General features: G+C 30.0%; 12 protein-coding genes. All 12 read right to left on the bottom strand.

The genetic code is table 11. The annotated features are described in order from the left end of the window. Positions 1-195: 195 nt before the first annotated feature. Positions 196-3,021 (bottom strand): excinuclease ABC subunit UvrA, encoded by a 2,826-nt coding sequence (gene uvrA, locus ACRDDY_RS12015; protein ID WP_438565186.1) that lies wholly within the window; start codon positions 3,019-3,021, stop codon positions 196-198. Between the two features lie 335 nt (positions 3,022-3,356). Next, positions 3,357-3,803 carry a C-GCAxxG-C-C family protein gene (locus ACRDDY_RS12010; protein WP_438565185.1) on the bottom strand — a complete coding sequence of 149 codons (447 nt, stop codon included), beginning with the start codon at positions 3,801-3,803 and terminating at the stop codon, positions 3,357-3,359. Between the two features lie 105 nt (positions 3,804-3,908). After that, positions 3,909-5,111: an FprA family A-type flavoprotein gene (locus tag ACRDDY_RS12005; protein WP_438565184.1), complete on the bottom strand. Its 1,203-nt coding sequence runs from the start codon at positions 5,109-5,111 to the stop codon at positions 3,909-3,911. 462 nt (positions 5,112-5,573) lie between these two features. Further along, entirely contained in the window at positions 5,574-6,263 is a 690-nt protein-coding gene (locus tag ACRDDY_RS12000) for a Pr6Pr family membrane protein (RefSeq protein WP_438565183.1), read from the bottom strand. Between the two features lie 156 nt (positions 6,264-6,419). Next, positions 6,420-8,390 (bottom strand): excinuclease ABC subunit UvrB, encoded by a 1,971-nt coding sequence (uvrB, locus tag ACRDDY_RS11995; protein WP_438565182.1) that lies wholly within the window; start codon positions 8,388-8,390, stop codon positions 6,420-6,422. A 22-nt stretch (positions 8,391-8,412) separates the two neighbouring features. Continuing rightward, the gene (locus ACRDDY_RS11990) at positions 8,413-9,669 is read right to left on the bottom strand and encodes a PDZ domain-containing protein (protein ID WP_438565181.1); all 1,257 of its coding nucleotides are present in this window, start codon (positions 9,667-9,669) and stop codon (positions 8,413-8,415) included. A 12-nt stretch (positions 9,670-9,681) separates the two neighbouring features. Next, on the bottom strand, positions 9,682-10,905 hold the full coding sequence (locus tag ACRDDY_RS11985; protein WP_438565180.1) for a S41 family peptidase: 1,224 nt from the start codon (positions 10,903-10,905) through the stop codon (positions 9,682-9,684). A gap of 102 nt (positions 10,906-11,007) precedes the next feature. Then, positions 11,008-11,898, bottom strand: coding sequence for a permease-like cell division protein FtsX (gene ftsX / locus ACRDDY_RS11980; protein ID WP_438565179.1), 891 nt, complete (start codon positions 11,896-11,898; stop codon positions 11,008-11,010). Then, positions 11,888-12,574 (bottom strand): cell division ATP-binding protein FtsE, encoded by a 687-nt coding sequence (gene ftsE / locus ACRDDY_RS11975; protein ID WP_438565178.1) that lies wholly within the window; start codon positions 12,572-12,574, stop codon positions 11,888-11,890. The genes ftsX and ftsE overlap by 11 nt, the downstream gene beginning before the upstream one ends. Before the next feature lie 135 nt (positions 12,575-12,709). Then, on the bottom strand, positions 12,710-13,555 hold the full coding sequence (locus tag ACRDDY_RS11970) for a YitT family protein (protein WP_438565177.1): 846 nt from the start codon (positions 13,553-13,555) through the stop codon (positions 12,710-12,712). A gap of 12 nt (positions 13,556-13,567) precedes the next feature. Further along, positions 13,568-14,413 (bottom strand): YitT family protein, encoded by an 846-nt coding sequence (locus ACRDDY_RS11965; RefSeq protein ID WP_438565176.1) that lies wholly within the window; start codon positions 14,411-14,413, stop codon positions 13,568-13,570. A gap of 83 nt (positions 14,414-14,496) precedes the next feature. Next, positions 14,497-15,080: transketolase family protein (locus ACRDDY_RS11960; RefSeq protein ID WP_438565175.1), on the bottom strand; the 584-nt coding region annotated here is incomplete at its 5' end.

The following is a 15,080-nucleotide window of genomic DNA, read 5'->3' as shown; positions in this document are numbered from 1 at the left end:
TAAAGAAGATTCCAAAAACGCCTCCTATAAATCTTTCAAAACTGATCATATTTTCACCTCATATTACTTTATCTTTTAGATTATACACTAAAATTAATTTTAATTCATACATTTATCTTACATTTAATTTTATATTAATTTAACCAAGCATTTATGTTAATATTTTATTAATATTAACATTTTGCTTGGTTTTTTCTATTTTAAAATTTTAGCTAAATACTTTCCTGTATATGAGTTCTTCTCTTTTAAGATTCCTTCTAATGGTCCTGAATAGACAATTGTTCCACCTTTATCTCCACCTTCTGGTCCTAAATCTACTATATAGTCAGCACATTTTATCATATCTAAATTATGCTCTATAACAACCACTGTATTTCCCCCATCTACAAGCCTTTGTAAAATTTGTACTAACCTGTTCACATCATCTATATGTAACCCTGTTGTTGGTTCATCTAGGATGTAAAATGTTTTTCCTGTACTTCTTTTTGACAATTCATATGCAAGTTTAATTCTTTGTGCTTCACCTCCTGAAAGTTGAGTTGATGGTTGCCCAAGTCTAATATATCCAAGACCTACATCATACAATGTTTGTAATTTATTTTTTATTCTTGGAATGCTTTCAAAGAATTCTAATCCCTCTTCAACAGTCATATTTAAAACATCATCAATAGTTTTACCTTTATATTTTACTTCTAGTGTTTCCCTATTATATCTTTTTCCCTTACATACTTCACAAGGAACATATACGTCAGATAAAAATTGCATTTCTATTTTTATAATTCCATCACCTGTACACGCTTCACATCTTCCACCTTTTACATTAAAACTAAATCTTCCTGGTTTATACCCTCTCATTTTAGCTTCTGGTGTCTGTGTAAATAACTCTCTAATTATATCAAATGTTCCTGTATAAGTTGCAGGGTTTGAACGTGGAGTTCTTCCTATAGGACTTTGGTCTATAGCAATTATCTTATCTATATTTTCTGCCCCTTTTATTTCTTTATGCATTCCAACAGGATTTTTACTTTTATTTATTATTTTATTTAATCCCTTATACAGAATTTCATTAACTAATGTACTTTTTCCTGAACCTGAGACCCCGGTTACCATTGTTAATGCACCTAAATTAAAGTTTGCAGAAACATTTTTTAAGTTGTTTTCACTAGCCTTTACAATAGAAATCTTATTTCCATTCCCTTTTCTTCTTTTTTTAGGAATTTCCACTACTTTCTTTCCTGTTAAATATTGTGCAGTTATAGAATTATCCTTTTTCATTATCTCTTCTAAAGTTCCTGCTGCAACAATTTTTCCACCATGCTCGCCAGCACCAGGTCCAATATCAACAATAAAGTCAGCTTCTCTCATAGTATCTTCATCATGTTCAACTACAATTACTGTATTTCCTACATCTCTAAGGTTTTTCAGCGTTCCTATAAGTCTATCATTATCTCGTTGATGTAGTCCTATACTAGGCTCATCTAAAATATATAATACTCCCATAAGAGCTGAACCAATTTGAGTTGCAAGTCTTATTCTTTGTGATTCTCCTCCTGATAATGTTCCAGAACTTCTTGAAAGATTTAAATAATCAAGACCAACATTTAAAAGAAACTCTAATCTGCTCTTTATTTCCTTTAAAATTTGGTCACTTATTATAGCCTCTTTTTCACTTAACTTAACAGAATTTATAAACTGTAACTCTTCTCTTATTGGCATTTCTGTAAATTGAAAAATATTTTTATCCCCAACTGTTACTGCAAGAGCTTCCTTATTTAATCTAGCTCCCTTACACTTAGGACAATGATTATCACTCATATACTGTTCAATTTCACCTTTAATTACATCAGAATTAGTTTCCATATATCTTCTTTGAAGTGAATTAATTTCACCTTCCCATGCTACATTGTATGTTGCCTTAATTCCATCCTTAACATAATCAACCTTAACTCTCTCTCCATTAGTTCCATAAAGAATTATATCAACTATCTCTCTATCTAAATCTTTTATAGGTGTCTCTAATTTAAATTTATATTTCTTAGTTAATGATTTTAAAATAGCATATGTCCAAGAATCTTCCTTAGTTCTTCCTTCACCCCAAGATGCAATAGCACCTTCTTTAATACTTAATCCTCTATCAGGAATAACTAAATCCTCATCTATTTCAATTAATGTTCCAAGTCCATCACAGTGATCACACTTTCCAAAAGGTGAGTTAAATGAAAACATTCTTGGTGCAAGTTCTTCTATACTTATTCCACAATCAGGACAAGAAAACTTTTCACTATATAATGTATCTTCTTTTCCTACCTCATTTACAATAACAAGGCCTTCACCAAGCTTTAATGCAGTTTCAATAGAATCAGTAAGTCTACTTTCAATTCCTTCTTTAATAACTATTCTATCAACAATAGCTTCTATATTATGCTTCTTATTTTTATCAAGCTTAATTTCATCTTCACCAATCTCATATACTTCTCCGTCTATACGAATTCTAACAAAACCATTCTTCTTTACGTTATCTATAATCTTCTCATGAGTTCCTTTTCTTCCTCTAACTAAAGGAGCTAAAATTTGCAACTTAGTTTTCTCAGGAAACTCCATAACCTTATCTATAATTTGGTCTATAGATTGTTGACTAATAATCTTCCCACACTTAGGACAATGTGGAATCCCTATTCTTGCATATAATAATCTTAAATAATCATAAATCTCTGTTATAGTTCCAACAGTAGAACGTGGATTTTTACTAGTTGTCTTTTGATCTATAGATATTGCAGGAGATAACCCTTCAATATACTCGACATCAGGCTTATTCATTTGCCCTAAAAACTGTCTTGCATAAGCTGAAAGAGACTCAACATATCTTCTTTGTCCCTCTGCATAAAGAGTATCAAAAGCTAAAGATGACTTTCCAGAACCAGAAAGCCCTGTAAAAACAATTAACTTATCCCTTGGAATCTCTAAATCAACATTCTTTAAATTATGTACCTTTGCACCCTTAATAATAATCTTATCTTTCATTTTTCATACCTCCCTTATCACTTTATACTCTATATTTTATTGTAAGCTTTTTTACTAAATTCAATACAAACATTAATTTACTTATATTAGAAAATATTCTTCAAATACTAATTATAACACATATTTTAATTAAGAATTAAGAATGTAAAATTAAGAATTTTTTCATTTCTAACCTGCATCATTTTATAATTATAGTTCCTATTTTCTCACTGAATAATTAACCTATTGGCTCTTCCTACAAAAAATTTATTCCCAATAAATTTTGAGCTCTCAAAAAAGGATTGGCACCGCCAATCCCTCATAATTCTTAATTCTTAATTTTAAATTCTTAACTATTATTTGCTCTGCTCTCTAATTATCATCTTAGCAACTTCTTCTGCAACGTCTCCTGTTAGTCTAACGCATTGTACTTTATGCTCTGGAGTTCCAAGTGTCATTCCTCTTGTTAATACTCTACAGCAAGTACTCTTATTATCTTCTCTAAATTTATCATGTAATTCTCTTGTTAATTCCATTGCTTTTGCAACTTCAGCTCCACTAGGTTCATTTCTTCCAAACATCATTCCAAGTATCATTATTCCACCTGATAATGCACCACAAGTACACCCAGCTCTTCCCATTCCTACTGGAAATCCTGATGCCATTTTAACTACATCATCACTAATCTCAGGCATAAATTCATCTTTTAAAACTTTAACTATTGCTTCTGAACAAAAAAATTCTCCTCTTTGATAATACCCTTCTGCTTTTTCTCTTAATTCCTTAATATTTACTTCTTTCATAATATCCTCCTAATTTTAACTAAACCATTTTCCCTTTAAATTATATCATCTTTTCTCTATCTTTATATTATTTTCTATAATCAAAAATTTTTAGCTCTATTCAAGTTAATCTTCCATCGTTTTTAAAATATCATCAACAAATTGATCTAATTTATTCTCTGTTACTTCATTTAATGAAGATACTATTGTTACTTGCTCATTTAATATTGTCATATCCTTCATAGTATCAAATATTTTTCTCATTTTAGACCCAGCCCTTGGTGCCCATGAACCATTTTCTATTATTCCTACCGTTCTTTTTTGAAGATTCAATGCCTTCATATCCATTAGAAAATTTTTCATAAGTGGGAATATCCCTAAGTTATATGTTACTGATGCTAAAATAATATGACTAAATCTAAAGCTTTCTGATATAAGATTCGACATGCTAGCTTTTGAAACATCATATACAAATACATTTGTCATTCCTTTTTCAGCTAATTTTGTTGAAAGTACATTTACTGCATTTTCTGTATTTCCATACATAGATGCATAGACTACTAATATACCTTTTTCCTCTGGTTCGTAACTACTCCATTTATTATATTTATCTAAAATATACCCTAAATTACTTCTCCATACCAATCCATGCAATGGACAAATTATTTTTACATCTACATCAGAAACTTTTTTCAATAGTTTTTGAACATAAAGACCGTATTTTCCTATTATATTAGTATAATATCTTCTAGTATCATCTAACCAATCCCTATCAAAATTCACTTCATCATTAAAAATTTTCCCATCTAAAGCTCCAAAGGAACCAAATGCATCTGCTGAAAATAATACTCCATCAGTTACATCAAAGCTCACCATAACCTCCGGCCAATGTACCATTGGTGCTGCCATAAATGTAATTTTATGTTTACCAAAACACTGCATATCTCCTTCTTTTACTACTATAGCATTATCTTTAACTGGAAAATTAAATTGTCTCATCATCATAAATGCTTTTTCTGAACTTATAACTACCACATCTGGATATCTTAAAAGTATTTCTTCAAGAGATGCTCCATGATCTGGTTCTATATGATTAATTATTAGGTAATCTAATCTTCTTCCATCTAAAGCATATTCAATATTTTCTAAAAACTGACGACATACTGACCAATCTACAGTATCAAAAAGAACTGTCTTTTCATCTAATAAAAGATATGAATTATATGAGACTCCTCTTTCAATAGGATGAATATTTTCAAATAATTCTAATCTTCTGTCATTTCCTCCAACCCAATATAAATCTTCCGTAACTTTTCTAACACATTCCATAATACTAAATCACCTTTCTATATCCTAGTAAAGTTATCTTTTTCTCCATAGAATAGATACTTCTATCTCTCTAAAAGTTATTCCTTTACTAATTTCATTTTCTAGATCCCTAATCTCAATATTATACTCATATACACATATTCATCTAAAGTGCCATCTCTCTTACCTATAGATTTTCTCATTCTCCATTTCTATTTTAAAGTACATATTTAAAAATTTCAGCAAATATCTTGAATAACCAATTGACGCTCCTGCCTATTTTGCAAGGTCTTCAATTAGTTTCAAATATTTTTTTCGTATATTTTAATTTCATATCAGCAACTTTAAATAAATTTATTTGTTGAGATAATGATCTTATTTCCATTTTATCATAATGATCTCTAAACTCAAATTCTTTACAATCTTTTGAAAATAGAAAAGACTATCATCTCAATATTTCTCTGAAATGATAATCTTTTTAATTTAAATTGCTACTTCTTCATCATATCCTTCTAAAAAGCTTAAATTTAACTGTTTTCCTCTTAACTTATTTAAAGCATATAATATTTTATCTACTGTTACTATTATTATTGGGAATAAAATAAATGCTAATACTACATATTTCATACTTCCTATAAATTGCATTGGTGTTTGCTTATCTATATTAAAAAATGAATATGGGAAGTATCCTGTTATTTTACCCATTCCTATAGCAAATATCATATATGCAATTGGCCATATTTCCCATTTAAATATTTGTTTATATCTATATGTTCCTTTTGGATAGAAAAATAACCAATCTAATACAAACATCAATGGAGTAAATCCATGTAAAATACACGTTTCAAACTTATCCCATCCAACTTGCTTCCATTGTGCATTTAGTATTAACCAAAATACTGCTGCTGCAACTAATATGTACACAGTTAGTGCTCCTCTAACTCCTCTTTTATTAAATAATTTTATTCTATTATCTAAAAACGTATCATTTATAAACCAAACTAAAACGAATATATTACTCCATTGAGTAAAATAATCAAAGTATCCTAAAACTCTACCTATAGGATTAACAATATCTGGTTTTATCCATACTTGCATTACAAATGAAATTACTAAACCTAGTATTATTCCTAAAATAATAAGAGTTCTCCATACCTTTTTCACTGCTTTCATTTAATCACCTATCTATTTTTATTTTTGTATTACTTAAGAAGTATAATAAAAATATTTTGACAATCAAAGTATTTTCTTTGAACAAGCAGTAAATTTTTTAATTATTTTTAAAAAAGAATGACTCTTTTAACCCTAAGTCATTCTTTTTCTATTAATCTATTTATTTTTAAGCTTTTCAATTATATCTCTAAGTTCTGCCGCTCTTTCAAATTGAAGATTTTTAGCTGCATCTAACATTTCATCAGTATATTCCTTAATTAACTTTTCTTTTTCTTTCTTAGTTAATTTCTTTTCTTCCTTAGCTTCATACTTAGCTTCCTCTTCTGAAACTTTAGTTGCTTCTATAACATCTCTAACATCTTTTATTATTGTTTTTGGAGTTATACCATGCTCTTTGTTATACTCCATTTGAATTTCTCTTCTTCTATTAGTTTCTTTTATAGCTCTATCCATTGAACCTGTAATATTATCTGCATACATTATAACTTTACTATCTGCATTTCTAGCTGCTCTTCCTATAGTCTGAACCATAGAAGTTTCTGATCTTAAGAATCCTTCCTTGTCTGCATCTAATATTGCAACTAATGCAACTTCTGGAATATCAAGCCCTTCTCTTAACAGGTTTATTCCTACTAATACATCATACTCACCAAGTCTTAAATCTCTTATTATTTTCATTCTTTCTATTGTATCTATATCAGAATGCATATAAGTAGTCTTAATTCCAAGCTCAGTTAAATATTTAGTTAAATCTTCAGCCATTTTCTTTGTTAATGTAGTTATTAATGTTCTAAATCCACGCTCTGTTGTTTTTAAAATTTCACTATATAAATCATCAATTTGTCCTGTTACTGGTCTTATCTCTATTGGTGGATCTAAAAGACCTGTCGGTCTAATTATTTGTTCTGCAACTACTATTTCATGTTCTTTCTCATATTTTCCTGGTGTTGCACTAACAAATACTACTTGATTTATTTTTTCTTCAAACTCTTCAAATTTAAGAGGTCTATTATCATATGCACAAGGAAGTCTAAATCCATATTCAACTAATGAATCTTTTCTTGATTTATCTCCTGCATACATCGCTCTAACTTGTGGAAGAGTTACATGACTTTCATCTATAAACATAAGAAAATCTTCTGGGAAATAATCTATTAATGTTTTTGGTGGTGAACCTGCAGGTCTTCCATCTAGAAGTCTTGAATAGTTTTCTATTCCACTACAATATCCCATCTCTCTTATCATTTCAATATCATAATTAGTCCTTTGCCTTAATCTTTGAGCCTCTAAAAGTTTATCTTGTGAATTTAATTCTATAAGCCTTTTTTCAAGTTCATCTTCAATCTTTCCTATAGACCTTTCTATAACTTCTTGTGATGCAGCAAAGTGAGATGCTGGTGTTATGTGCGCATGTTCTCTTTCTCCTATTATATTTCCTGTAAGAACATCAAACTCTCTAATCCTCTCTATTTCATCTCCAAAGAATTCTACTCTTATTCCCTTATTAGACTGTGATGAAGGAATAATATCTAAAGAATCTCCTCTGACTCTAAAAGTTCCCCTTGAAAAATCAATATCATTTCTTTCATATTGTATAGATATAAGACTTCTTATTATGTCATCTCTATCCTTTTCCATACCTTTTCTAAGACTTATAGTAAGTTTCTTATATTCATCTGGATTTCCAAGACCATAAATACACGAAACTGATGCTACTATAATTACATCTCTTCTTTCAAAAAGTGCTGATGTTGCTGAATGTCTTAATTTATCAATCTCATCATTTATTGATGCATCTTTTTCTATAAATGTATCTGTTTGTGGTACATAAGCCTCTGGTTGATAGTAATCATAGTATGATACAAAATATTCTACTATAGCATCTGGGAAAAACTCCTTAAACTCTGCACATAATTGTGCTGCAAGTGTTTTATTATGTGCTAGTACTAATGTAGGTCTTCCTTCTCTTTCAATAATATTTGCCATAGTAAAAGTTTTACCTGAACCTGTTACCCCTAAAAGAGTTTGATATTTATTTCCATCATTTAAAGACTTCACTAATGTATCTATTGCTTGTGGTTGGTCTCCCATAGGTTTAAATTTTGATTTTATTTTAAAAGTATCCATTTTAAATTCACCTCTCTCTTATCTATTTCTTCAACATTTCCTGTTTCACTTTTAATATATCAGCGAAATTCTTTTTATTTAACTCTGAAACTGGTATTACTAATAATCCCAGCCCTTTATTTAAGTCTTTCTCTACTGTTATCTCTAATTCTCTATGCTTTTTTAGGATTGTCATTTTTACTTCACTATAAACATAATCCTTCATTATATATATTTCTTTCTCACTCTTAACCTTTATTCCATTTATATTCTTTATAATATCTCCTGCTCTTATTCCCGCTTTATATGCAACTGAGCTTGGAACAACTTCCATAATACATACTCTTCCTGGAAGACTATAAAATTTCTTTTTACGCTTTCTCTCTCTTCTTCTTTGGATATCTAACATCACTTCATATAGGACTGGTATTAATACTAATACAACAACTTCTCCAATTACTCCAAACCTACTTATCTGCGATAAACCACATAAAACCAAGCCATATATGAAAATTATAATCCCTGACTCTCTTCGTTTTTCTGCCTTAGTTTTAGTAAAAGTAATTCCGGAATAATTTAATACTCCATAAAAAGTCATCATAATTGCTATACTTGTTTCCATTAATAATTTTGTACTAGGACTAGATAATATTGGCCACCAACTTGGAGTAGAAACACTATGTACAACTGAAGATGATACAGAGTTACTTGTTACAAAAATAAGTAACCCAATAGGTAAAAACCAATACCTATTTAAAGCATATCCTCCATATACTACTCCTCCAACTTTTGAAAACACAGGAACAGAACCTGTACTTCCATCTATTAAAACTAAAATTCCTTCTGTTATGTATAAAATTCCTATAAATGCTGTTAACGCTACTATGTCTATTCTAAAAGGTTCATTTATGTTTCCTCTATGTATAAAATGAACATATATAATACTAAATATACCAAGGATTGAACCACTATATGCAAATGCTCCAAACCGTGGCTTTATAAACATTAGTATTATTGATATTATAAAAATTATTTGTATTCCTGAATTCTGTTTAAATGCAATTCCAAGTCCATTAGATAACAATCCAAGCAGTAATCCTGCTAAAATTCCTAATACTAACTGAGATAATGTCAATTCTAAAGGAGAGTTTACACTCTCCCCAGAAATCATTTTTTGCATTTTAGAAACTTTTCTATTTTTTGTGTAAAAAATAATTGATAATATTATCAACACTCCTAGAAAAAATGGTTTAACTACAACTATCGCTAGGGATTTTAATGTATATATAACCAACCCCACTTTAGCCCCTCCCTAAGAATTTATTTTTTGATTCATAACCTCTATTGCTTTTTTAAGTTGACTATCTGCCTCTCTATTATATGGCTTATTCAATACTTCCTCTGGAATTTCAACTATTACATCTGGTGCTATTCCAGTCTTATGAATATTTTCACCATTTGGCGTATAGTACTTTGAAATAGTTACCTTTAATGCACTTCCATCCTTAAACTCTACCGGTGCTTGAACTATCCCTTTTCCAAAGCTATTCATTCCAACTATTGTTGCAGCCTTATAATCTCTCAATGCACCTGTCACAACTTCTGATGCACTTGCACTTCCACCATCAATTAAAACTACTAATGGCATTCCAATTGCATCTCCACCTTTTGATTTTTCTACAACTTCCTTATCATACTTATTAATTGTATAAGTTATAGTCTTATCATTCTCTATAAACTGTGATGCAATTCCAACAGCCTCATGTAAGTATCCTCCCGGATTTCCTCTTAAATCTAAGATTAAACCTTTCATCCCCTTACCTTTTAGCTCTTGTATCTGTTTTTTCAAATCTTCTGTTACACCTAAATTAAATCCTGTAATACTAACATAACCAATGTCCTTATTTATCATCTCTCCTGTTACGTCTTCTGTTTCAATTGGTGCACGTTTAATTTTAAAAGTTTTAAGAGTCTTTTCACCTTTTCTTTGAATTTCTAAAGCTACTTCTTCTCCTTCTTTCCCTTTTATTAAACTTCCTGCTTTTTCTGTGTCACTGCCTATCTTCTCACCATTAACACTTATTATTTTATCACCAGCTCTAAGACCTGCATTCTTTGCTGGAGAGCCTTCCATTGGATTTATTATTTCAACCTTTCCATCTTCAACTCCAATGTATACTCCAATCCCTACATACTCCCCTGAATTTTGTTCATTATAACTTTTATATTCTTCCTTAGTCATATAAATAGTATAAGGGTCATCTAATGCATTAGTCATTCCCTTTATTGCCCCTTCTAATAATTTAGTATCATCAACTTCACCATCAAAATTTGCAATTAATGCACTTCTTACATCAAATAACTCACTATATTTTTCAGTATTATTCATTTCTTGCATAGCATTTTTTACCTTAGAACTTATATTAGTTAATACTAATCCCTTAGTTGCCGCTATATTTCCTAAAGAAAAACATCCCACTGCAATTAATACTCCACTAAGACCTATAATAACTCTCTTACCCCATTTATTTTTCATATATCTCCCCTTTTTCTCCATTTTAACCATAAAAATAAAACTCAGTGAAATTTATCCACTGAGTTTATTATACATTATACTGTATTTAATTTCATATCTTTTTTATACTACTAAGAACTTTCTTAATGAGAAATAACTCGCTATTCCTCCAACTGCAGCTCCTGCTATAGCAAATATCCATAGCAATGTTGTGAATATATATGATGTTCCTACTATATTTACATATAACATCTTACTTGTTATCCATGTAAAGAATCCTTGATATGCTCCTGCTATCAGCAATGTTGATAACACCGCCCCAACCAGTCCTATAATCATTCCTTCAATAATGAATGGCCATCTAATGAACCAATCTGTTGCTCCAACAAATTTCATTATTCCAACTTCTCTTCTTCTTGAGTAAACAGTAAGTTTTGTTGTATTCATAATTAAGAATACTGCAACTCCAATTAATATTAAGAATAGAATTCCTCCTACAATATTAACTCCATTTACTATCTTAGTTATTGTATTTATTAAGTCTTGTTGATTTCCTATACTATCAACCCCTGGCATATTCTGCACTGCATTTGCAACTGTCTGTGCATCTTCTGGCACTTTCAATTGTACAGTAAATGATGCTGGGAATGGATTATTTGCTAAAGTATACCCTTCTAATAATCCTTTATTATTTTCAGAGCTTTTTTGGAAATTAATAAACGCTTGTTCTTTTGATACATATTGTACATCTTTAACTTGTGGCATATCTTTTAGCTTAATTTCTAAAGCCCTTTGATCTGGCATTGTTATTTCATTTTGTAAAAATACTTTAAGTTCAACTTTTGATTGAACTCCATTTAAAGCTAAACCTACATTCTTACTTACTAAAACAAATATCCCCAAAACAAAGAAAGTAATAAGAACAGTTATTATAGAAGCTAAACATATAGTTTTATTTCTTTTTAAACTTTTAAAAGCATCACCTATAAAGTGACCTACTGTATTAATCTTCATCAGTATATCTACCCCTCTCTTCGTCTCTTACAATCACACCTTTATCAATAGCTAAAACCCTCTTCTTCATGTCATTAACGATTTCTTGCGCATGAGTTGCCATTAATACTGTTGTTCCAGCTTTATTTATATCATCTAATAAATCCATTATTTCATTTGCTGTTTGTGGATCTAAGTTTCCTGTGGGCTCATCACAAATTAAGATTGCAGGATTATTAACTATAGCTCTAGCTAATGAAACCCTTTGTTGCTCTCCCCCAGATAATTCATTAGGAAACATTTTATACTTGTGAGATAATCCAACTAGTGATAATACCATTGGAACTCTTCTTCTAATCTCTTTTGGGGATGCTTCTACAACTTTCATAGCAAACGCTACGTTTTCATAAACATTTAAAGTTGGTATAAGTCTAAAGTCTTGGAATACCATTCCAATCTTTCTTCTGTAATATGGTGTTTTTCCCCTAGTTATATCTGCTAAATTTTGACCAGTCGCTTCTATTGTACCACTTGTTGGTTCAACCTCTTTTAATATCATCTTTATGAATGTTGATTTACCTGCACCAGATGGACCAACTAAGAATACAAACTCTCCTGAGTCTATAGTTACATTTACATCTGAAAGTGCTTTTACATTATTATCATAAATCTTTGATACATTTTTAAATTCAATCATTATTTTACACTCCTTATAGAATTAAACAAAAATCCCTTCTTGTCCATTATAAATTTCATTATAACACATAGATTATTCATATTTGTATAAAAATTTATTAAATTTTTCTTTTACCTACAAATTATTTCCTTATTTTTAATTTTTATCAAATCCTTCTCCAAAAACTTCATGAACCTCTCCAACTGTTATAAATGCTTGCTTATCTATCTCTCGAATATGATTCTTAAGTTTTATGAACTCACTTCTTCCAAGAACCGTATATATTACAAATCTATCTTCTTTAGAATATCCTCCAAAGCCTTTTAGACAAGTACATCCACGTCCTATTTCACCTATAATAAATCTACTTATTTCTTCATTTTGTTCACTAATTATTATAACTTGTTTACAAACATTAAATCCTTCTATCAGTTTATCTATTAAAATACCTAATAGTATTACACTAAGCATTGCATAAAATCCTAAAGTTAATCCAAAAGTTATAGCTGCTGCAAGTGTAATTAAAAAATCTATAGCTAATAAACCTTTTCCAATATCCATATGAAGATATTTATTTAAAAGCTTTGCAATTATATCTGTTCCACCTGTAGACCCATTTGCATTAAATACTATCGCCATTCCAATAGCTGAAATTAATGTTCCAAATATGGTTGCAAGCATTAAGTCTTGTGTCAGTGCAACTGGATTTAAAAATTTCTCTATAAACCATATTATCACTGATAATAGTATGCTTGCATAAATAGTTCTTCCTCCAAAATTTCCATCAATAAACATAAATGCTATTCCAAATAATATTAAGTTTACTATTAATGTTATTAATCCAATGTCAATTGAAGGAAGAAACTTATTAATAACAATTGCAAGCCCTGTTACTCCACCTGCTGCTAAATCATTTGGTGCAAAAAAATAATCTACTCCTACTGCAACTAAAATTATTCCAAAAGTAATCATAATATAATCTTTAACTATATCTTTTTGCATATATGCCTCCTCTTATTCTATTGTACCAAAGCCCTTTCCTACAACATCATGTGCTTCACTTACTGTTACAAAGGCATCTGGCTCATGTTCTTTTATAAATCTTTTTACTTTCATCAGTTGTGACCTTCCCAAAACACAATATATTACATTCTTCTTATCCCCTGTATAACCACCTTCACCAGTAAATACAGTACAACCTCTGTCTACATCATTAATAATATATTCTTTTATATGTTTTGTTTTATTCGTAAAAATTATTACTTGATGGCATGTACTATATCCTGAAATAACTTTATCAATTATTATTCCAGTTAAAAGAACACATATAGCAGCATAAATTGCTTTTTCAATTCCAAATGTTATTCCACTAACAACAACGACCACTATATCTACCATTTGCATACCTTTTCCCATATCAATATGAAAAAATTTATTTAAAATCTTAGCTATAATATCTGTTCCTCCAGTAGATGCATCTTGTGTAAAAACAATTCCAAGACCTCCACCTAAAAGTAAACTTCCTGCAATAGTTGCAAGCATTAAATCACTAGTTAATGCAACTGGTGTAAAAAATTCTTCTACAATCCAGCTTATACCTGATATCCCCATTGCAGCATAAATAGTTTTTCCTCCAAAGTTTCTTCCTATAAAAATAAATGCAACTCCAAATAAAATAATATTTAGAATTCCCATTACTAAACCAACATTTAACCCTTTAAAATATTCACATATAACAACTGATATTCCTGTAACACCACCACCTGTTATATTGTTAGGTATAAAAAAGAATTGAATGGCTATAACAACCATTATCATCCCTATTGTAATAATTGAATATTCCCTCAGTTTTTCTCTCATCTGTTTTCCCCTTACCCCTTTTTTAATTTTATCCATAAAAATAACAGTATAGATTCTCTCTATACTGTTATAACATACTTATCTTATCTTTTGCAATTTATTGCCTTTTTTGCCATTTCAACAATATCTTTAGCAGTTAATCCATACTTTTCTAAAAGTTGATTTGGTAATCCACTTTCCCCAAATGTATCTTTAACTCCAACTCTTAATACTGGCACTGGACAGTTTTCAGCAACTACTTCTGCTACTGCTGAACCTAATCCACCAATTATGTTGTGCTCTTCAGCTGTTACTATTGCACCAGTTTCTTTAGCTGCTTTAACAATAAGTTCTGCATCTATTGGTTTTATAGTATGAATATTTATAACTCTTGCATTAATGCCTTCATTTTTCAATATCTCACTTGCTTCTAAAGCTGCATCAACCATAATTCCAGTCCCCATAATAGTTACGTCATTACCTTCTTTTAAAGTAACTCCTTTACCTATTTCAAACTTATATTCCGGTCTATCATTAATTATATTAACTGCTGCTCTTCCTAATCTTACATAGCAAGGCCCGTTTATTTCAGCAATAGCTTTAATTGCTGCATCTGTTTCAACTGCATCAGCTGGATTTATAACTATCATCCCTGGAATACTTCTCATTAATGAAATATCTTCAATTG

The organism is Clostridium sp., from assembly GCF_051656525.1.
Lineage (GTDB): Bacteria > Bacillota > Clostridia > Clostridiales > Clostridiaceae > Clostridium.
Note: the sequence above shows the minus strand (reverse complement) of the source record. Positions and strands in the feature narration are given on the sequence as shown.